The 17,091-nt window shown below is 60.1% G+C and carries 21 protein-coding genes; all 21 read right to left on the bottom strand.

Annotated elements, in window-relative coordinates; all coding sequences use genetic code 11:
* On the bottom strand, positions 1-930 hold the full coding sequence (locus FME68_RS04335; protein WP_158396271.1) for a phage major capsid protein: 930 nt from the start codon (positions 928-930) through the stop codon (positions 1-3).
* Between the two features lie 104 nt (positions 931-1,034).
* Positions 1,035-1,436: a gp53 minor capsid family protein gene (locus FME68_RS04340; RefSeq protein WP_158396273.1), complete on the bottom strand. Its 402-nt coding sequence runs from the start codon at positions 1,434-1,436 to the stop codon at positions 1,035-1,037.
* 18 nt (positions 1,437-1,454) lie between these two features.
* The gene (locus FME68_RS04345) at positions 1,455-2,690 is read right to left on the bottom strand and encodes a head maturation protease, ClpP-related (protein ID WP_158396275.1); all 1,236 of its coding nucleotides are present in this window, start codon (positions 2,688-2,690) and stop codon (positions 1,455-1,457) included.
* Entirely contained in the window at positions 2,683-4,005 is a 1,323-nt protein-coding gene (locus FME68_RS04350; protein WP_195914086.1) for a phage portal protein family protein, read from the bottom strand. Before FME68_RS04350 ends, FME68_RS04345 begins: the two co-directional genes overlap by 8 nt.
* Positions 4,006-4,020: 15 nt before the next feature.
* Complete coding sequence (locus FME68_RS04355) at positions 4,021-5,616, bottom strand: hypothetical protein (protein ID WP_158396277.1); 1,596 nt, start codon at positions 5,614-5,616, stop codon at positions 4,021-4,023.
* Positions 5,617-5,627: 11 nt separating this feature from the next.
* Positions 5,628-5,945, bottom strand: a complete 318-nt coding sequence (locus tag FME68_RS04360) for a P27 family phage terminase small subunit (RefSeq protein ID WP_328287708.1) — start codon at positions 5,943-5,945, stop codon at positions 5,628-5,630.
* Positions 5,946-6,030: 85 nt separating this feature from the next.
* Positions 6,031-6,810, bottom strand: coding sequence for a hypothetical protein (locus tag FME68_RS04365; protein WP_158396280.1), 780 nt, complete (start codon positions 6,808-6,810; stop codon positions 6,031-6,033).
* Positions 6,811-7,062: 252 nt separating this feature from the next.
* Entirely contained in the window at positions 7,063-8,124 is a 1,062-nt protein-coding gene (locus FME68_RS04370) for a RapZ C-terminal domain-containing protein (RefSeq protein ID WP_158396282.1), read from the bottom strand.
* A 229-nt stretch (positions 8,125-8,353) separates the two neighbouring features.
* Complete coding sequence (locus tag FME68_RS04375) at positions 8,354-8,836, bottom strand: hypothetical protein (RefSeq protein ID WP_158396284.1); 483 nt, start codon at positions 8,834-8,836, stop codon at positions 8,354-8,356.
* Positions 8,833-10,191 (bottom strand): DEAD/DEAH box helicase, encoded by a 1,359-nt coding sequence (locus FME68_RS04380; RefSeq protein ID WP_158396286.1) that lies wholly within the window; start codon positions 10,189-10,191, stop codon positions 8,833-8,835. The genes FME68_RS04375 and FME68_RS04380 overlap by 4 nt, the downstream gene beginning before the upstream one ends.
* Entirely contained in the window at positions 10,188-10,511 is a 324-nt protein-coding gene (locus FME68_RS04385; RefSeq protein ID WP_158396288.1) for a PDDEXK family nuclease, read from the bottom strand. The genes FME68_RS04380 and FME68_RS04385 overlap by 4 nt, the downstream gene beginning before the upstream one ends.
* A gap of 287 nt (positions 10,512-10,798) precedes the next feature.
* Entirely contained in the window at positions 10,799-13,327 is a 2,529-nt protein-coding gene (locus FME68_RS04390; protein WP_158396290.1) for a virulence-associated E family protein, read from the bottom strand.
* Positions 13,328-13,630: 303 nt separating this feature from the next.
* Positions 13,631-14,236, bottom strand: coding sequence for a DUF1281 family ferredoxin-like fold protein (locus tag FME68_RS04395; RefSeq protein WP_158396292.1), 606 nt, complete (start codon positions 14,234-14,236; stop codon positions 13,631-13,633).
* 54 nt (positions 14,237-14,290) lie between these two features.
* Entirely contained in the window at positions 14,291-14,521 is a 231-nt protein-coding gene (locus tag FME68_RS04400; RefSeq protein ID WP_158396294.1) for a hypothetical protein, read from the bottom strand.
* Positions 14,518-14,856 (bottom strand): hypothetical protein, encoded by a 339-nt coding sequence (locus FME68_RS04405; protein ID WP_158396297.1) that lies wholly within the window; start codon positions 14,854-14,856, stop codon positions 14,518-14,520. The genes FME68_RS04400 and FME68_RS04405 overlap by 4 nt, the downstream gene beginning before the upstream one ends.
* The gene (locus FME68_RS04410; protein ID WP_230308884.1) at positions 14,843-15,202 is read right to left on the bottom strand and encodes a hypothetical protein; all 360 of its coding nucleotides are present in this window, start codon (positions 15,200-15,202) and stop codon (positions 14,843-14,845) included. Before FME68_RS04410 ends, FME68_RS04405 begins: the two co-directional genes overlap by 14 nt.
* Positions 15,192-15,560 (bottom strand): hypothetical protein, encoded by a 369-nt coding sequence (locus tag FME68_RS04415; RefSeq protein ID WP_158396299.1) that lies wholly within the window; start codon positions 15,558-15,560, stop codon positions 15,192-15,194. Before FME68_RS04415 ends, FME68_RS04410 begins: the two co-directional genes overlap by 11 nt.
* A 195-nt stretch (positions 15,561-15,755) precedes the next feature.
* The gene (locus tag FME68_RS13175) at positions 15,756-16,097 is read right to left on the bottom strand and encodes a hypothetical protein (protein ID WP_230308885.1); all 342 of its coding nucleotides are present in this window, start codon (positions 16,095-16,097) and stop codon (positions 15,756-15,758) included.
* On the bottom strand, positions 16,090-16,473 hold the full coding sequence (locus FME68_RS13180; RefSeq protein WP_230308886.1) for a hypothetical protein: 384 nt from the start codon (positions 16,471-16,473) through the stop codon (positions 16,090-16,092). Before FME68_RS13180 ends, FME68_RS13175 begins: the two co-directional genes overlap by 8 nt.
* The gene (locus FME68_RS04425; protein ID WP_158396301.1) at positions 16,470-16,856 is read right to left on the bottom strand and encodes a hypothetical protein; all 387 of its coding nucleotides are present in this window, start codon (positions 16,854-16,856) and stop codon (positions 16,470-16,472) included. Before FME68_RS04425 ends, FME68_RS13180 begins: the two co-directional genes overlap by 4 nt.
* Positions 16,853-17,029, bottom strand: a complete 177-nt coding sequence (locus FME68_RS04430) for a hypothetical protein (protein ID WP_158396303.1) — start codon at positions 17,027-17,029, stop codon at positions 16,853-16,855. Before FME68_RS04430 ends, FME68_RS04425 begins: the two co-directional genes overlap by 4 nt.
* Positions 17,030-17,091: the final 62 nt, after the last annotated feature.

Consider the following 17,091-nt stretch of genomic DNA (forward strand, 5'->3'; position numbering starts at 1 on the left):
CTAGGACGCCTGGAAACCGGTGAGCTTAACAACAGCCTTCGGGTTGTCCACGCCAAGGATGCGCTCACGGAATGCATCCATGCGCCAAGACTGGTTCGAGCCACCGTAGCCGTTCTCACCATGCTCGGAGTACAGCGGGGTAATCGTCAGCGGGTCAGTGGTGGACTCGAAGCCCACAACCCCTGACTGGAGGATGTAGAGCTCGTCCTCTGCCAGCCAAGCGGACTCGACGACGCGCAGCCCGCCGATGGTCTGCGGGGTAATCCCCTTGTACACCGGGTTTTCTACAGCAGCGGCACCGTTGTAGAACTTCTGCACAGCCTCATGGAAGAGAAGCAGGTCAATCGTTGCCGGGTTGGCCAAAAGCGTGTCGGCACGGTACCCCATCAGCGCGTCCTTGCGGTTCGGAGCCTTGGCCAGGTTGACCTCGCGCTTACCGGCACGGATATCCCGCATCGGGTTAGCCCCATCCTTACCCCAGTCCTCGGAGACTGCCATGGTGGTCACATCGGCCGCGTGGAAAGCACGTACCGCGCCCTCCACACCGTTCTTGACCATGGTGTTCTGCATCGCGGTCATGCGCAGGTTGACCTGGTCAATCTTGTTCTTGCGGCGCATCTCACGCGAGATACGCACACCAATACCGGTCTTCTCAGAGACCAGCTTCTTGACCTTGCCAAGGTTGACGTCAGCAACCGGAATCTCCGCAAACTCGGCGATGTTCTCGGAATCATCGTTGAGGAACGGCGCTGCGGCCTCATGGTAGGCGACGACACCATCGTTGGTGCCGCCGTTGCGGAAGATTGCCTTGACCAGGTCGGTGCCGTCGAGGTTGTCGTAGGCGCGGCCCTGCAGCCAGGTGGGGTCGCTCACGATGGAGTCGACGGTAATAGTGTCGCCGCTGTATGCGGACGTAAGACGATCAGCCATTGGGTTTTCCCCTTTCAAAGGAAAGATTTCTTAAGTGAAAAGGCGAAAGCCACCCAACCCCCAACGAAGAGGGGGCGAGGTGGCTTTCTACTAGAAGCGTGTGTTTAGGCGGCGCCCATTCCAGCAGGGTGGAAGAGGGATACCTTGACAAGACCGTCCTTCTCGGCGGCGACAGCCAGGCCCACGCCGACGGTGCCGGTCTTCGCAACCTTGCCCTCGGCCGCAGCGAAAACCTTGGTGTCCGGGGTGAACCCGGTGTCATCGGTGGCCAGCGGCACCACAACACGGCCGGTGTGGACGCGGACGTACTTCGGTAGGCCGTGGGCCAGGACGTTCGCCTTCTCGACCTCTTCGGGGGCGGCGGACTCGGTGACCGCGCCGAACGGCACAGAGGTGCCGGCCGCGTGCTTGACCTTGCCCGCGTCAGAGTCGACCAGGTGGAACTTCTCGACGAGCTCACCAGCCTCGCGGGTCAGGTGGCCAGTCTCAAAAGTAGGGGTAGACATTACAGTGTTCTCCGTTCTTTAGATGGTGGGTGCGCCAAACAACATGGAGCTGTTGGCAAGATTGTTCTTCTCCGCGTGGTCATCCTTCGCGAAGACCCCGCGCGCTTCATCCGAACCGCCGCGCCCCTTCTCGGACACGGGAATCAGGCCCGGCGCCAGCTGCGCAAAGTGGGCCTTCATGCCGTCGAAATCAGCGACGGTTGCGGACACAAGGGCGTCACGCTTCGCGGCAAGTACCTTGCCGTCCTTGATGGCTGCAGCGACGAGTTCTTCGGCCTGGCGGTGGAGCTGGTCTCCTTCCGCGCGGCGCCCAATTTCTGCTTCGCGCTGCAGCTGCTCGAACACGTCCTTATCAACGACGACGGTTTCGGCCGTGGACTCGGCCGGCTCATCGCCGCCAGTATCCACACCATCCTCACCATCGGTGGTGCCGGCCGCAGCCTCACCCTCCTGCGGCTCGTCTTCCTCACTGGTAGTGCCCTCAGCGGTCTCTGTCGGCTCGACTTCGGCCTGCTCGGCCAGCGTCTCATCCAACGCGGCCAGCACAGTTGCCTCATCATCAGTTTTCTCAATGCCCAATCGCTGGGCGATAGAGGCCATGAAATCCATACTTGTTCCTTCCTTCTGCCCCAGCGGGGCCATCTTCGGCGCCGGCGAAGCCCGACGCCCCGAATACTTAAACGACGCGAAAACCCGCGACCCGGCCAACGCCGCCACTTCCGCCGAGTCGGCACTAGCAACCCGGTCAGCCAACCCAATCTGCACGGCTTCCTCAGCTGAGAACCAGGTTTCCGCCGTCATTAGGTCGCGCCAGTCGGCCGGGTCTCCGCCAGCTTTCTCGGCGTAGGCGCTGGCGTAGTTTTCACTGACCTGGTCGAGGCGATCCGCCATTTTTCGCAGGTCTGCCGCATCCCCATCGGCAAAAATCCACCCATCGTGAATCATCATTTCGCTGTTCTTGCCCATGATGAGCTCATCGGAGCCCGCCACGGCAATCAGCGACGCGGCCGATGCGGCGACACCGTCGACGATGCCGATGACACGCGCGGAATGGGAGCGCAGCACGTTCTTAATGGCGATACCTTCCAGGGCGTCGCCACCGTAGGAGTGGATGCGCAGCGTGATTTCCGAGGCGGTCACACCATCCAGCTGGTCTTTAACACTGCTAGCTGTGTGCCCCCAGCCTCCGATGTCGCCATACAATAAAACCTCGGCGCGGTCATCGCCGAGGTTGTTGATTTCAAGCTTATTCACTGTTTACTCCCTGCTCTTGTGGGGGTGGTGGGGCGGTTCCCGCGGATAGGGTCACGCCTAGTTCTTCCTCAAGGTGCTTGCGCTCGAGTTTCTTCTCCAGTGCTTCCCGCACCGGGGTCAACGGCGGCAACTCGCCGCGGCGCCGCACATGCTCCAGCAGTGCGTCGTCTGCGATGAGCAGGCCTGCGTTCTTCAAAGCCACAATCTGCTCCGGCGTGAAGCCAGTACGGGACCCGATGGTTTCGAACGTCACACGCGGGAACGGGCCCACGCGCTCACCGGTGAACTTCTCCACCATGTCCGGCACCAGATACTTATTGGCCACCGTGGCGATATAGTCCGCAATGCTCTGCAAAGACTGGATGAATACGTCCAGCTGCACCTCGGCCAGCGCGTATGAACCGCCCTTGCCCTCCAGGTTGAGGACGTGGGCCAGCGCGGTTCGCGCAATCTGCGAATCGTGGTAGGTAATAGCCTCCCGCGGTGATACCAGCTGGCCGGACACGCCAACGACTTTCAGCTCGGAGCCGTTCTTTAGTGAAGCGCCGGCCTCCGCGCCGCTGCGCAGCGCCTCCACCAGCTCTTGGCCTTGGTCAATATCGGCCTGGTCATACGCATCATAGGAGGTGTAGACGGGTATACCCATGCCGTTGCGCTCCAGCACCAGCCGCTCCAGGCGCAGGAACTCATCTTTGAGAATCCAATGCTTGTACGCCGGCCGGAAAATCGAGGTGCCGATACCGTCCTTACGCTCCTCATCAAAGATAAAGAACAACAGGCGCTCTACCTCAAGCTCGACGCGGTCGAGGGTGCGCCCATCCCGGTCGGTGGCCGCGCGCTGCACAATCGAATCCACACCACCGTCGAGCGCGATGTTGATTTTCTCAATCGTGTCCGGCAACCGCGGCGCCAGCTTCACCAAACGCTGCGGACCATCCGACCCATCCGAGTAGACCTTCTCAAAATAGGCATGCCCATAGCGCAGATACTTCAGAATCCACGGCAGTGTTTCCTGCCAGGACACACGCCCAATCGCCTGCGGGGAAGGCGACGCCGTCGAGTCACCCTTCACCGGAAGGTTCAGGTCTTCCGCCACCATCTGCACTACTTCCGGCGCGGCCCCATTGGGCTCCACATACCAGGGGGTGCGCAGAATCGGCAGGGTCACCGCACGCTCCACAGACTTCGCCTGGGAATCCTCACGCAGCATCTTCGAGTACGCACGCACCGACTGCGGCCACTGCAAAGCCCAGTTGTCTTCCGACAATGCGGACAGCCTACGCGCGTGCGCATGCCCAATCTCGCCCTTAGCCATCACCTTCACCTCCTATCAAAATGCCAGCTCCTTCCGCTTCGACTTCACCCGGCGCATCACCACACCAGACGGATCCTTCTTCTTGCCCTCCACCGGCGCGAAGCGCCGAACCGCCCACATAGCGTTCGACAGCGCCACCACTTGGCAAATAACACCAGAGCGGCGCGCCCACTTCACCCCACCATCGGAGGTTTCCTTCAACTCAGCACTCTGGATACCCTCACGAACCACGTCACTCTCCGAAATGGAGTACAGGCGGTCATCAATACCCTGCAGGAACTCCACACAGGACTCTTTCGCCTCCTTGAAGCCGATGCGCTGCACGTCAAACCCGAGGCTTTCCAAGTGCTCGATGAGCACGACGGCCGGTGATTGCGGGTCAATCACAATTGCTGTCGGATTAGCCTTCCGCAGCACATCCATCAGCGCATCCACCACAGTCGGCACACTGAACTCTGAGTGGAAGCCGACCATGCCGTGGATCTTGTCCCCGGCCTGGCCTGCTAGCGCGATGGAGCACATCGCACGGTCAGGGGTCACATCCACCGACACCGTCGAATGCGACAGCGCCACATGCTCCCCGGTCATCACCTCGTCCATGTCTTCATCGGCAATGACCGGCGCCAGTTCAGTTTCGTCGGTCTCGCGCGGATGCCAGTTCCCGCGCCCCATATCCTCCACCAGGAAGGAACGGAGTTTACTTTCCGAGGATTGTGCAGCCTCTGCTGCCGCCTCAACCTCACTGAACTCCTTGCCCGGGCCGGGCCCGGTCTTCAGCGACGGGTTAGTCATCTCCCACGCCCGCCGCTCAAATGGACTGACATCCTCCGGCAACGACCATTCACGAAACAGGATGCCGGGCGCCCCATCAATCGCGGCCCACCGCTGCCCAGAGAACATCTCCCCATGCAAATGCTGCGGATTCAGCTTATTGAAAGGCGACGAAATCCAAATAGTCTGCGCACCCTGCCGCGCACGCGTCGTATAGGTCAACGCATCCGCAGTGCCCTCCGGCAGGTCAAAGCACTCATCAAGCACCAGAACATCATTCGATGTACCAGCCCCGGAGGTGCCGGACCTGGTCGAGAACTTCACGATGGAGCCGTTGGGGAATCGGATTGCTTCCTTACCGTTCGAGGTGACCTTTGTTGGCCGCGCGCCGCGCCGCCCATACTTTTTCACCCACGCCGGCCACTCCATCAAAAGCTTCGAGTTCTCAATGACCTCCCAGGTGCGGTCCTGTGCTTTCAGCACCGTCTGTCCATAGTGCGCTGTGTGCAGAATCGACTTCTCACTCAGCGACGAATACACCACCGACAGCTCAAAGCCGATAAGCTCCTCGCCCTTACCGTTCTGGCGGGACACCACCTCCACCGCGTTGGTGTAGGCCGGGCCCACCCACTGAATACTCGCATCATCGGGGTCGACGATGGTGGCGGTGGCTGAGAACTCGCGGACGAAACCGCTTTGCCAGGGGAACAGTGTCATTCCGGCGGCTTTGAGGAACTGCACGCGCTGCTCCCCAAGGGAATAATCAATGCTTCCTTCGACGGCGCGGGCCACGGGGTTAGCCGCGTACAGGACTGGTTCTTGCGACCCAATCAGAGCCACAGCACACCTCCCTAAACAGCATGAAACCCAGTAAAGCCCGGCGCGTCATCCGCCACGCTATCCTCGTTCGCTTCCCCACCGAACAGGTCGGGCCGGTCTTTCACCCACCCGCGAAGTTCCGCCGACGCGCGCTTCTCAATCAGCAGCGCCGGGTGCTCCACGGGGAATCCTTTACCGTCGTCGATGATGGTGCCCTCACGTTCAATCGCCTCGCGCGCATCCTTCAGCCGCAGCGTTAGCCCGGCCACGGTTTCCACCACCGACTGGTCAAACTCTGACAACTCGCGCCCGCTGCACAGGCGGTCATACTCGGCAGACAGTCGAGACACCCTAAACTCACCTCCCCCTCTGGTCTTGATTCGGGCATAAGAAATGCCCCACCCCCTGCGTAGAGGGTGAGGCCCAGGCCCAAGGCTAGCCGGCGTCCATCATGATGGACCCCATCGAAATCGGTGCGGTGTTGCGCTCCACACCCGGCAGCGCCACCACCGACCGCGACGGATCCACAGTCCGCAAACCAGGCATCACACGGCCGAAGCTTCGGGACGGCGGAGCCTCATCAAACGCGGCCCGCACGAAATCCTCGAACATTTCGCAGCGCTCTGCATCGTCCGTCATCTCGAACTGCTCGCACCGAATGTTCTTATTCAGGTTCATCGAGCTGGTGATGCACACATCCCACTCCTCATTCCGAATGAGAACGAATTTCGCGTGCGTGCGAATCTGGATGTAGGAGTCGGGGCCGAAAATCTCGCCTACTTCATGCACACCTGCCTGCCCGCGCTTCGCGCGGCCGGAATCCATCACGAAGCGAATGGAGCGGATCATTCCGCAGTCGCGGAAGTTCTCCGCGGCCTCCAGGTCGTAGAACCCGGCCGACCACGTCGCAATCGTCACATCGGCCGGGCCCGTGATTTCCAGGGTGGCCTGCACCAAATCAATCAGGGAGAACTGGCCGTAGGTCAGGGCGAGGATGTCCATGTCGTGGTCGAAGCCGGCGATGGTTTGCCGCGCGGCACCAGCCCGAGAGAACCGGGCTTGCGCGCGGCGCGCAGGACGCGCATCAGCCGGTTTCAGCTCCGAGAAGCCCGCAGCCTCCGCTGCTAGGTGCTTCGCCTGCGCTTTCGTCAGCTCCACGCCGTGCGTGGCGGCGAGTTTCTCCAGTTCGCGCTGGAATGCATTAAGGTTGGTCATATCAATCACTCCGGTTCAGTGGTTGGTCATGCGCCCGGATAGTTCCCGCTATCGCGGGCGCCTTATAAACCACATTATACCAGCTCAACGCAGGTTTTTGGGGTAGAAACGGGCAACTCTTTTCCAGCTTTTAGAACAAACTTCCGCAAGGGAGAGAGACGGCTGACTCGCGGCCAGGAGGGGGAGTCAGCGGGGCAACCCGCTCAAGATTCCAGCGCTGCAGCAGCCTCCAGCAGCGCCGCTGACAGCCTCTCAGCTCTCAACCGACACGTTGCCCCACTCGAAGCCTCCCGACACGTCTACGGGCTCGCTGGGCGGCTCTGGCTTCGTCGTGCGCGCCCCTTTCGAACGGTTACACCGACGGTGCAGCAGCCTATCGGCCAGATTGGCCTGCTTGTCCTGCGCGTACTTCTGCGGCTCGGAGTGCTCAGCTTCCAGCGGCGCACCATCGAAGTTGAGCTTCGGGTTCTTGAACATAGGCTGGCCGCACCAGCTACATGGTGTGCCGTCCTTGTGCTTGCGCATGAGGTAGGCGCGCTGGCGTTGGTGGCGTGCCCCGTAGCCGCGCTCATGGGTGGATTTTGGTTTTCCGCCACTGCCTGCGGTGAGCTCATGGTGCTCGACTGTGGCGTTGTAGTGGTCGGCAATCTGCTCGGCGATGTAAACGCTTCGGTGCTTTCCTGCGCTGCAGCCCACCCATACATGCGTCGGGTTGGTGGCGTCGATGCGGTGGATGGCATCGGCGATGAAGGCTTGCACCTCAGGCTGTGAACTCAGCCAGTCTTTTACGCGGGTATTGGTCCCGTTGAGTATCCGCAAACCAGGTTCAGCGTGCGGGTTCGGCAGGCTTCGTGCATCGAGGTGTAGTCCTGCGCTTGGTCTGGTCTTGCCGATGGCATAGGAGTGTACGGTGAGGCCGGGGGCCTGGTGCTGGTCGTACCATTTGGCGGCGGCGAAAAGTGAGCCGCGCGGCCGCTGTTCCTTACAGCGTTTCATCACCACATCTTTGCCTGGGTCGACAACACGGATGGTCGCCCCCAGGTCGCGGTAGTCGTCGAGCTGCTTAGGCGTGGGCTTCGTGTGGATGAGCCACACATCGCAGTCTTGCTTGATGGCGGCATCAATGGCGGCTTGCCGTGCTGCCTTGGCGACAGCGAAGATGTGCGGCGCGTGCTCATGGTTGTCGACGCTCTTGCCTGCGAGGGTGTTGGCGATGTGGTCGAGGTCGATGCGGATGTCACCTGGCTGTGCGTGCTCGGCCACATAGGTGGTCTTGCCAGCTGCCGGGGGTCCAGTGACAACGATGAGCGCCACAGCCACCTCCTCCGATTGGTGTCTTACTCTGGTCGCGAACCAGTGGCCTCGCCTCAGGGTGGATAGCGGCACCCTTGTGCGGACGGAAGTGAGGCAGGCGGTAAGACTAGAAGCCCCTGGCGGGTTGACTCACAAATCACCATTAGGAAACACAGGAAGTGCCAGGGGCGTAAAACGACGAAAACCCCAGCGCTTGCCGGGGTTCTTACGTCAGCGCAAGCCTATCATTCTAATCCCGACCCATGTCAAGGTTTGCACCGTATTTCTCTACAAGATGCCGCTTCACCCTCGCGCTTCGCAACAGCGCGGCAGCCTGGTCAGCCGGGTTGACCCACCGGTTAATCATCCGCGCCTGGTCGTCGAGCTCCTGCAGCAGGTCGGCCGCCCAGTCCAGCTCGGACAATGGTTGGGCATGCCAGGCGATGAGCCCGCACAGGCGTGGGGCGGTGAAGTCGAATTCGGTGATGCGGATGCCGATGCCGTCGTTGCCGAAAGCATTGAGGCATAGCTCGCGGAGGTTCTGCTCCATCGTCACGTAGCGGTGCATCCACAGCCAGTTGCCTGGTGGCTTCGGCCCCGCGCCTTTGATACTGTTCCTGGTCTTAACCTCTGGTGGGGATGGTGTGGTGTCTTTGAGTCGGTGCATCTCCACATAGAGCTCTGCGAGTTCGCGGGCGGTGTCTCGAAGTTGGAATTCATCTGTTTGTTTCATGCTGCCTCCTCGAGTTGGGCTTTGACTGCGGTGATGAGTGCTTGCTGTGTGGTGTCTTTGCGGGTAAGCGCCTGGTGGACGGTTTGGTCAATCGAATCGGCGGTGTCGATGTGGATGATGCTGACGGGCTCTGTTTGGCCTTGCCGGTGTAGGCGGGCGTTGGCTTGCTCGTAGAGCTCCAGTGACCAGGGGGTGGTGTACCACACCATGATGTGGCCACCGGCTTGGAGGTTGAGGCCGTGGCCTGCGCTGGCGGGGTGGATGAGGGCGACCGGAATCTTGCCGGCGTTCCAGTCTTCGAAGTCCTGCTGCGTGTCGAGTACGCGCGCTTCGGGGATGGTGTTGAGGATGCGGTCGCGTTCGTGTTTGAACCAGTAGCAGACCAGCAGGGTGTTGCCGGCTGCTTGGTCGACGAGTTCGGTGAGCGCCTGGATCTTCTCGTCGTGGATGGTGATGTAGTCATCACCGGCCTCGTTATAGATGGCGCCGCCGGCGAGTTGCTGCAGCTTCAAGCTGAGGGTGGCGGCGTTGGCTGCGTCGATGGTGTCGTCGTCGAGGTCCAGGACGAGGTCACGCTTGAGGGTGTCGATGTGCTTCCGCGCCTTGGTGGGGAGTTGGACGGTGATGTGTTGGTGGGTGGCCTCTGGGAGTTGGAGGTAGTCGGTGGTGCGCATGCTGACGGTGATGTCGCCGATGTTGTCGTAGATTGCTTGGTCCGCGCCGGGCCTCAGGTTCCAGTTGTAGACGATGGTGCCGTTGCGCCGGCCAGGGGTGAAGTATTGGTCGCGGTAGTGGGTGATGTACTTGCCGAGGCGTTGGCCGTTGTCGATGAGTCGGAACGGCGCCCAGATATCCAGCAGGCTGTTCGGCGCGGGCGTGCCCGTGAGACCGACGATGCGGTGTATCTTTGGGCGGACTTTCTTCAAGGCTTTGAAGCGTTTGGCTTGTGGGTTCTTGAAGGATGAGAGTTCGTCGATGATGACCATGTCGTAGGGCCAGCGGTTGCCGTGGTGCTTGACGAGCCAGGGGATGTTCTCTCGCCCGATGGTGTAGATGTCGGCTTGCCTGTTGGTGGCGGTTTCGCGCTGTTTTGCGGTTCCGATGATGGGGCTGACGGTGAGGCCGGCGAGGTGGTCCCACTTGTTTAGTTCTGTGGGCCAGGTGTCGCGGGCGACGCGGATGGGTGCGATGACGAGTACGCGCTGGGTTTCGAAGCGGTTGCGGATGAGGTCGTTGATGGCGGTGAGGGTGGAGATTGTTTTGCCCATTCCCATTCCTAGAAATATCGCTGACTCTGGGTGGTCGATGATGAATTGGGTGGTGTGGCGTTGGTAGTCGTGGGGGATGTATTTCATGGGCGCTGTCCTGGCTCTTTCAAATGTTGTTTGAAAGTAGGCTGCTGCTGAATTTCATGGAGGAGTTCTTGGATTTGGTTGGGGTGGTCGATGACGCGGACCATGCAGCCAAGTTGGGTGAGTCGTGCCATCTGCCTTACTTGGAGGGGGCGGGGTTTCTTGCCGGGGGCTTTGAGTTCGACGAAGCAGACCTTGCCGGGTGGGAGGATTATGAGTCGGTCGGGCATGCCGGCGTTTGCTGGGCTGGTGAGTTTGGGGGCGATTCCGCCGTGTTTGCGGACCGCGTGTACTAGCGCTTTTTCGACTTCTTTTTCGAGCATTGTTTTCCTGCCTGGCGGTGGTGGGTGGAACAAACGGAACGACGTTTCTATATAGGTCTTGTATTTAGGGGGTATGTACGTAGTTCTATACATAACACCCCCTATTCCCCATGAAATGTTTCTAGGTAGATTTTTTGTTCCGTTTGTTCCACTCCTACTATTTTTGCTGGCTAGTGGCGGTTTTTACCCCGGAACAAAGTGTGGAACAAAGTGGAACAATCTTTTTCTTTGTTCCACCCGGAACAAAGCTGGAACAAAGCAATGTTCCACCCTTTGTTCCACACTTCTTAAGCTAGAACGTTTGTTCCCACTTCTGTGCGGTGGAAGATTCTTTGCTTGCCGTAGATTGGCAGCCTGCGCTGTAACCCACTGTCTTCCCACCCGTCTATCTGCCGCAGGATTGCGGTGATTTCATGAGAGTCAATCTTGCGCATGTCCTCCGGATTACGTCCGAAGCATTCGGCCCAGATTTCGATTTTCGACACGCTGGTGCGTGTGTAGTAGTCGTCGGCGAGGCCGCCGTGGCGTAGGTGGTCTGGTAGTCCTCCGCCGTCGAGCCAGACGCGGCGCACGTTGAGCGGCAAAGCGTCCCAGTTCCCGGGGAGTGCTTTGTTGAGGTATTCCTGGACGATGCCGATGCGGTCGTCGGCCTCCACGCTTTCGGCTTGGATGTGTTCTGCGGCCTGGAGGAGGTCACCTTCGAGGTAGAGTTTTTCGCCTTGCTTGTCGCGGTGACGGGCTTCGGCCCAGAGTTGGTCAATGGTGGTTTGGTCTAGGTCGTGTGGTTTGCCGAGCCAGCCTTGGCCGGTGACGTGGACGGGCCACCAGCGGCGGTTGCCGGTAGTGTCGCGCAGGAAGCCCTCGTCGGCGTTGGTGCTGCCGACGATGATGCCTTGGCGTGGGTAGGTGACGACGGTGCGCCCGTAGGCTGGCCGGTATTTGTCTTCGGTTCTTGAGATGAAGCCTTTGACGGGTTCGGCTTCTGCTTTGCGCATGCCGGCGAGCTCTGAGAGTTCGACGATGAGGTTGCCTTGGAGTTTTTCGGCGGCGGTTTTGTCTTTCATGTCGGTGATGGTGAGGCTGTCGGAGAACCAGGGGTTGGCCATGCGGGCGAAGATGGTGGATTTTCCGGCGCCTTGTGGGCCTACGAGTGTGAGGACTTGGTCGAATTTGCATCCTGGTTGGAAGGTGCGTCGGTGGGCGGCGACGAAGGTTTTTCGGGTGACTGCGCGGGTGTAGTCGGTGTCTTCGGCGCCGAGGGTGTCGATGAGGAGTGTGTCGAGGCGGGGTGTTTTGTCCCATGGTGGGAGGTGGTTGAAGTAGTCGCGTACGGGGTGGAATGCGCGTTTGGTGGCGGTGGAGATGAGGGCGTCGTGCATTTTGGTGGGTGCGTAGAGGCCTTGGTAGGTGCGGGCGATCTCTGTTTTGAGCATGGCTTCGTCGTTGTCGGTCCATCCTGGGGTGAGTTGGTCCCAGGGGAGGGCTTGGGGGTCTTGGATTTCGAGGCGGTTGGCGTGGGCGTTCCAGGCGATGTGGTTGAGGCGTGGGTCGTGGGTGAGGATGAGTTCGAAGTTGCCGATGGTGTCTTTGAAGCCGCCGTCTTTTTTGGTTTCGAGTTGGGTTAGCCAGGCGGCGGTGTCGGTGGTCTCCTCCCCTGCCTCGGCGGTTCCCTCCCCTTCTTCGGGTGGTGTTGCATCGTCTTCTTCGCCGCGCGCGGCCTGGTCCTCGGTGATGGGCTGGAAGACGTCGTTGATTTTGGCGGCGGTGGCTTTAGCGTTCTCCGCGCGCGTGGCGGCGTCCTGGTTGACGAGGTCCATCATCGCGGTGTAGCTGGGCTTTTTGTTGGCTGGTGTGCCGGCCGCGGTGTCTGTGTCGAGGTCGCCGAAGCGGTGGATGCGGACGAGGTCGAATGCGCTGTGTGAGTGTCCGTCGGCGGCGGGGTCGGTGGCGTGCTGGGAGTAGGCGTAGTGGCCTCCGTTGTAGACGATGAGACCATTACTGGAGGTGCCGCCGGTGTAGGTGTAGCGGTCTTTGGTGGTGCCGGGCTTGTAGACGTCCGCGAGGAAGGTTTGGATGGCGTTGGGGATGGTGTGGGCGCGGTTGAAGGCGCCGAGCATGCCGGGCTTGGTACGCGGGTCGTCGAGCTTGGTGGTGCCGAGCATGGCTTTGGCGTCGTCGGGTGTGATGCCGGGCCAGGTGGTGACGTCCTGCCAGGTGTCGTATCTGTTGAGGTAGTCGTCGGGGTTGAGGATGTCTTTCTGGGTGCTGATTTCGACGTGGTAGTCGCCGTCTTCGAGGGTGGCGGGCCAGTAGAAGAATCGTTCGGGTTCGAAGGTTGTGGGGTCGAACCAGGCTAGGCCTGGGTTGATGTCTTGGGCGACTCTGCGGGCGACGGCGCCGTATTCGTCGGCGGTGATGTCGCGGTGTAGCCATACCCAGATGCGCCAGCGTTGTTCGGTGGTGAGGTGGCTGAGGGTGGTGTGTGCGAGCCAGGCGTAGGGCAGGGTGTCGGCCAGGGCTTGGGCGAGGTTGACGTCTTTGGGGATGTTGTCGAGGTCGAGGGTGATGAGGCTGCGGGTGAGGATGTGGCCTTTGCGGCGCCTGCCTCCGCGTAGGTGTCCGCCGACGAAGCCGCCGACATCTTTGTGCTTGTCCTTCTCCGCTTTGGCGAGGCTGCGGTATTCGTCTTTGGTGCAGTTGACGATGATGGGCTCGTACGCGCGTGCGGTGAGGTCTTGGAGGGTGGTGAGTTGGTTGGTCCAGTGGGAGGAGGTGCGGGTGGTGGCGGTGGCGATTTTGAGTTCGCGGTTTTTCATTTGGTTTCTCCTCCATGGGGGTGCTGTGGGTATGAAAAAGGGCCCCTGCACGTGGTTGTGCGGGGCCTTGGCGGTTAGTGGTGGATGGTCACCCTCCTTCTATGGCGGGGGGGAGTAGGGTCTCGATTTGTTTGAGCTGTGCTGGGGTGAATGAGACTTCGGATGGTATGTGGATTCTGGTGGTTCTGGCTTTGGTGTTGGCGTAGTGTAGGGCGTTTTTCCAGTGGTTGAAGGTTATGGACATGTTGAGCTTGCGGTCTTGGGCTTCCCACATGTCCCCGATTTTGTGGACTTTCCAGCGGCTCATGCTTGTTCCTGTTCTTTGTCTGGTGGGTTGAGGCCGTACCGCTCCCACGGGTCATAGGTTTCCTCAAGCGCTGGGTGCTGCTCGAATATCTCTGTGTATTCGTCTGCCCCGTACGAGTCTTTAACGCTTTCGCCAGAATCAATAAGCGATGTGAGGTTGACGGCTTCGGGGCTACCTTCCTTGGGAAACTCTGCCCAGTACCTGTGTTTGTTGAGGATGTATCCTCCCAGGTTGTTCCCGTCGTCTTCGTCTGCGTACAGGACATAGAGTGGGATACCTGTTTGCTCCCCCAGCGTGTAGATGACCGGGAATGGGTGGTACCAGGCGGTTTCAAATCTGACCTCGTGGTTAGCATGGTCAATATCGGTGTATTTGGCGTTCCACTTGGTACCCCACTTCCTTTTACGCCATGCGTACCAGGTGTCCGTGTAGCCTTCCGGGGCGGTGTAGTCGTCGCCGGAAAGAGTGCCTTGGTATACGGAGTCTGGCATCGGGGTCACCTTGGTGAAGTCCACTTCCCAATCCTCGTTGACTAGGGCGTCGAGTAGAGTGCCCCAGTCGGATTGGCGGACGCGGATACGGTTTGTCACGTAGTTAGGCATGGTTCTATTTCCTGCTATTGCTGCGGTTGTTTGCTGCTTGTAAGGCTAGTGCACTCATGCTTTCTCCCATTCGCCTACTAGTCTGCGTGCGCGGGTCACGTGGTCTCCTAGGTCGGGGCCTTTTTCTATGGGTTCGTCCACGGTGTAGAAGCGGGGTGGGCAGTAGTCCGCCTCTTGGTAGTCCATTGCGGCGATAGTCTCCAATGCCTCCTGTGCGATGTAGGGCGGGATGAGGGGCGGGCGCGTGCTGTGCCCCAGCCAGTAGCGGGCGTCTTCCGGTGTCATGCTTGTGTCCATCCTTTCGGGTAGTAGGCGGCGGCGTGGATTACGCGGGCGAGGGCGGCGGCGTCTTTGGGGTGGGCGCTCATGTAGCAGGCTGGGGAGTTGATATATACACCCCCGGCGAGGTATTCCACGTGGATAGTGTCTTTGTGGGGTCCGTAGCCGTGGAGTTTCCAGTGCGGCCAGCCTTTTCGGTCTAATGCGTCAGGCTCCGGCGGCTCTGGCATGAGCAGCCCCGCCTGTGCGAGTGCTTCTACCGCATCATTGGGGTGGATGCGGAGGTCTCCGGGCCGTCGGGCTTGCTCTAGCACGCGGAGGGCTTGGTCATAGTTGCTCATCTTGTGCGTCCTTGTAGTCGCAGGCGGCGAGGATTGCGTAGGCAGTTTCCCGCCCCTTGGTGGTGTTGGAGAAGCGAAGCTCACCGGGGTCAGGTTCTAGCTCGGCTGGTTCCCAGTCTTCGTCGGTTTCGTCATGGATGACGTGGATGATGCCGTCCTCCACGCTCACGTAGCCGTCTTCCATGTGCCACTCATGTTCCCCGGTGTCCGGGTAGATGCACGGCTCTGGTAGGTCTGTTGCGAGTAGTCCGTAGTCGGCCAGGTGTCGTGTGATGTGTGCGGGGCTATCACCGTTTTTCATACCGTGGGCGATGATGTTCGCGGCCCGGGTGTGGTTATCCATCATGGTCTCCTAGGATTTCTAAGATTCGGTTATAGGTGGTCTCGCGTGTGGATACGATTCCTGCGCCGCCTGCCTCTTGCGCTCGCTTCACTAGGGCGTTGTGCGCTAGGGCTTCATCGTTAGCCCAGTCGATAAGTTCTTCTCGTAGCCGCAGTACTTCTTGTGCGAGTTGTGGGGCGGCGGCGGTGAGGATGGCGTCTGAGGCATACATGATGCCTAGGTACTCGCCATCTGCACTGCGTATTTGGTGTGAGTCGTCGGGGCGAGGTTCGCCGTCCATGTAGTATCCCCGCGCCTCCCACGGGCCGGGTGTGGTCTCAGCCAGGAGGCGTTTCAGGTTGGCGGTACTCAGGTCAGTCATTGGTTTATCCCCATTCGTATCCGAGTAGTGCGGCAGCTCCTGTGCAAGCGCCTACCGCTGCGATTGTGACAATGATTAGGGCTATAAACATCCCCTCGGCAAGTGGGTGCCGGGTAACAAGCCCGTATAACAGTGTTCCGAGTGTGGCGAGCCACCCCACTGCTGCTACGGCCGCAAGAATTATCGCGAGAATGCTCATTCCTGCACCTCTGTGAGCATGTAGCGCTTTCCGGTCGGGACTAGGTAACACGGGATGGCCGAGTGTATGGCTGGCCCGTCCTCGTCCCAGGAAATAACCTCTATCCACCCGTCCTTATCCAGCCCGAGCATGGTGCTCCTTCCCCACGTCGGATGGTTCGCCTCTGCGAGGAAGTGCTTATCGCCGTCCCATTCGACCTCGGCCATGGTGGGGTGTGGCTTGGGTGGGAGGGCGCGGAGGATCGGTTCTTTGGCTGCGCGGGTTGCAGGCAAGCGCTGACACAGCTTCTCTAGCGCGTCGTACGCCTCAATGATTTCTTGGCGGGTTGGGTTAGGCATTGGTGTCCTTTACTTGGTCTGCTAGGCGGCGGGTTTCCGTTTCGACTTCCTCCCATGTCCAGACATGGGGGATGCCCCCGAGGATGTTCAGAGAGTCGCCTGTTAGGCAGGCGTGCTCAGCGCCGGGGTGGTGTCCATCCCCAAGATGGTTGGTGTCGAAGCCGATGACGCGACCTTCGTGGTAGGTGATGCCGCCATGTACTTCGATGTCAGGGTGCACCTCAATCGTGTCAGGGAAATCAAGCCACGGGTGGTTTTCTGGCAGTTCGATGTAGCCGTTGATGCTGAACGGCCCCAGCTGCGTCATACAGCTGATGCCCTGGTGGGTGAAATAGCGGGCGGTGTCGTTGGCGATGCAGGAGAATGGGTTGGTCATTGGTTGTCCTTGATGTGGTTGTAGAGGCGTTGCCAGTCGGGGTCGTCGATTTCACTGAGGACGCTGCGGGGAGTGTTGTCGCGGTAATCGCATTCCTCCGCCACGTCGCGGGCGATGACATACCTGGTGTTGTCCGAGAGTTGGTGCCAGTGGCGGATTACCCAGTCCACGGTTTCCTTGACGACGTAGGTGGCACGCCCCCGGGCGTAGCGCACAGCACCAATGACTAGGAACTCGTCACGAGGGCCGAGCATGATGGGGTCACGCTGCCTGTTTCGCCAGTTGTTGGGGTTCTCCGATGGTGGGGTGAAACGCTCGTCGTACAGAATCTGGTCGTCCTTGCGGATGTCACGCACCCGCTCCCAATAATCATCAGCGGTCATTGGTTTTCTCTTTCTTGGATGGTGCCGTACGCCACGAGCGTGACCCCGACGAGGATGACGAGGTTGCACAGAATGCTGAATAGGTCGTCGTTGCCGTTGAGTCGCCAGCCGCAGAGCGCGGCGGTGTAGACCCATATCGTGGCGTACAGGTATGGGGCGAGCCTTTTTCTCACAATGGGTCCTTTATTGAGTTGTCGTGTGGAAGTTTGAGGCCCCTGGCAGGTGCCGAGGGGCG

Origin of the sequence: Corynebacterium hiratae (genome assembly GCF_009708045.1) — a bacterium.
Lineage (GTDB): Bacteria > Actinomycetota > Actinomycetes > Mycobacteriales > Mycobacteriaceae > Corynebacterium > Corynebacterium hiratae.

What these genes read in the sequence shown, in the direction of transcription:
- FME68_RS13180 (WP_230308886.1), bottom strand. Translation starts at nt 16,473, where the DNA reads ATGACCAACCCATTCTCCTGCATCGCCAACGACACCGCCCGCTATTTC.
- FME68_RS04410 (WP_230308884.1), bottom strand. Translation starts at nt 15,202, where the DNA reads ATGATGGATAACCACACCCGGGCCGCGAACATCATCGCCCACGGTATG.
- FME68_RS04350 (WP_195914086.1), bottom strand. Translation starts at nt 4,005, where the DNA reads ATGGCTAAGGGCGAGATTGGGCATGCGCACGCGCGTAGGCTGTCCGCA.
- FME68_RS04400 (WP_158396294.1), bottom strand. Translation starts at nt 14,521, where the DNA reads ATGACACCGGAAGACGCCCGCTACTGGCTGGGGCACAGCACGCGCCCG.
- FME68_RS04415 (WP_158396299.1), bottom strand. Translation starts at nt 15,560, where the DNA reads ATGACTGACCTGAGTACCGCCAACCTGAAACGCCTCCTGGCTGAGACC.
- FME68_RS04380 (WP_158396286.1), bottom strand. Translation starts at nt 10,191, where the DNA reads ATGAAATACATCCCCCACGACTACCAACGCCACACCACCCAATTCATC.
- FME68_RS04365 (WP_158396280.1), bottom strand. Translation starts at nt 6,810, where the DNA reads ATGACCAACCTTAATGCATTCCAGCGCGAACTGGAGAAACTCGCCGCC.
- FME68_RS04395 (WP_158396292.1), bottom strand. Translation starts at nt 14,236, where the DNA reads ATGCCTAACTACGTGACAAACCGTATCCGCGTCCGCCAATCCGACTGG.
- FME68_RS04390 (WP_158396290.1), bottom strand. Translation starts at nt 13,327, where the DNA reads ATGAAAAACCGCGAACTCAAAATCGCCACCGCCACCACCCGCACCTCC.
- FME68_RS04405 (WP_158396297.1), bottom strand. Translation starts at nt 14,856, where the DNA reads ATGAGCAACTATGACCAAGCCCTCCGCGTGCTAGAGCAAGCCCGACGG.
- FME68_RS13175 (WP_230308885.1), bottom strand. Translation starts at nt 16,097, where the DNA reads ATGCCTAACCCAACCCGCCAAGAAATCATTGAGGCGTACGACGCGCTA.
- FME68_RS04335 (WP_158396271.1), bottom strand. Translation starts at nt 930, where the DNA reads ATGGCTGATCGTCTTACGTCCGCATACAGCGGCGACACTATTACCGTC.
- FME68_RS04375 (WP_158396284.1), bottom strand. Translation starts at nt 8,836, where the DNA reads ATGAAACAAACAGATGAATTCCAACTTCGAGACACCGCCCGCGAACTC.
- FME68_RS04425 (WP_158396301.1), bottom strand. Translation starts at nt 16,856, where the DNA reads ATGACCGCTGATGATTATTGGGAGCGGGTGCGTGACATCCGCAAGGAC.
- FME68_RS04340 (WP_158396273.1), bottom strand. Translation starts at nt 1,436, where the DNA reads ATGTCTACCCCTACTTTTGAGACTGGCCACCTGACCCGCGAGGCTGGT.
- FME68_RS04385 (WP_158396288.1), bottom strand. Translation starts at nt 10,511, where the DNA reads ATGCTCGAAAAAGAAGTCGAAAAAGCGCTAGTACACGCGGTCCGCAAA.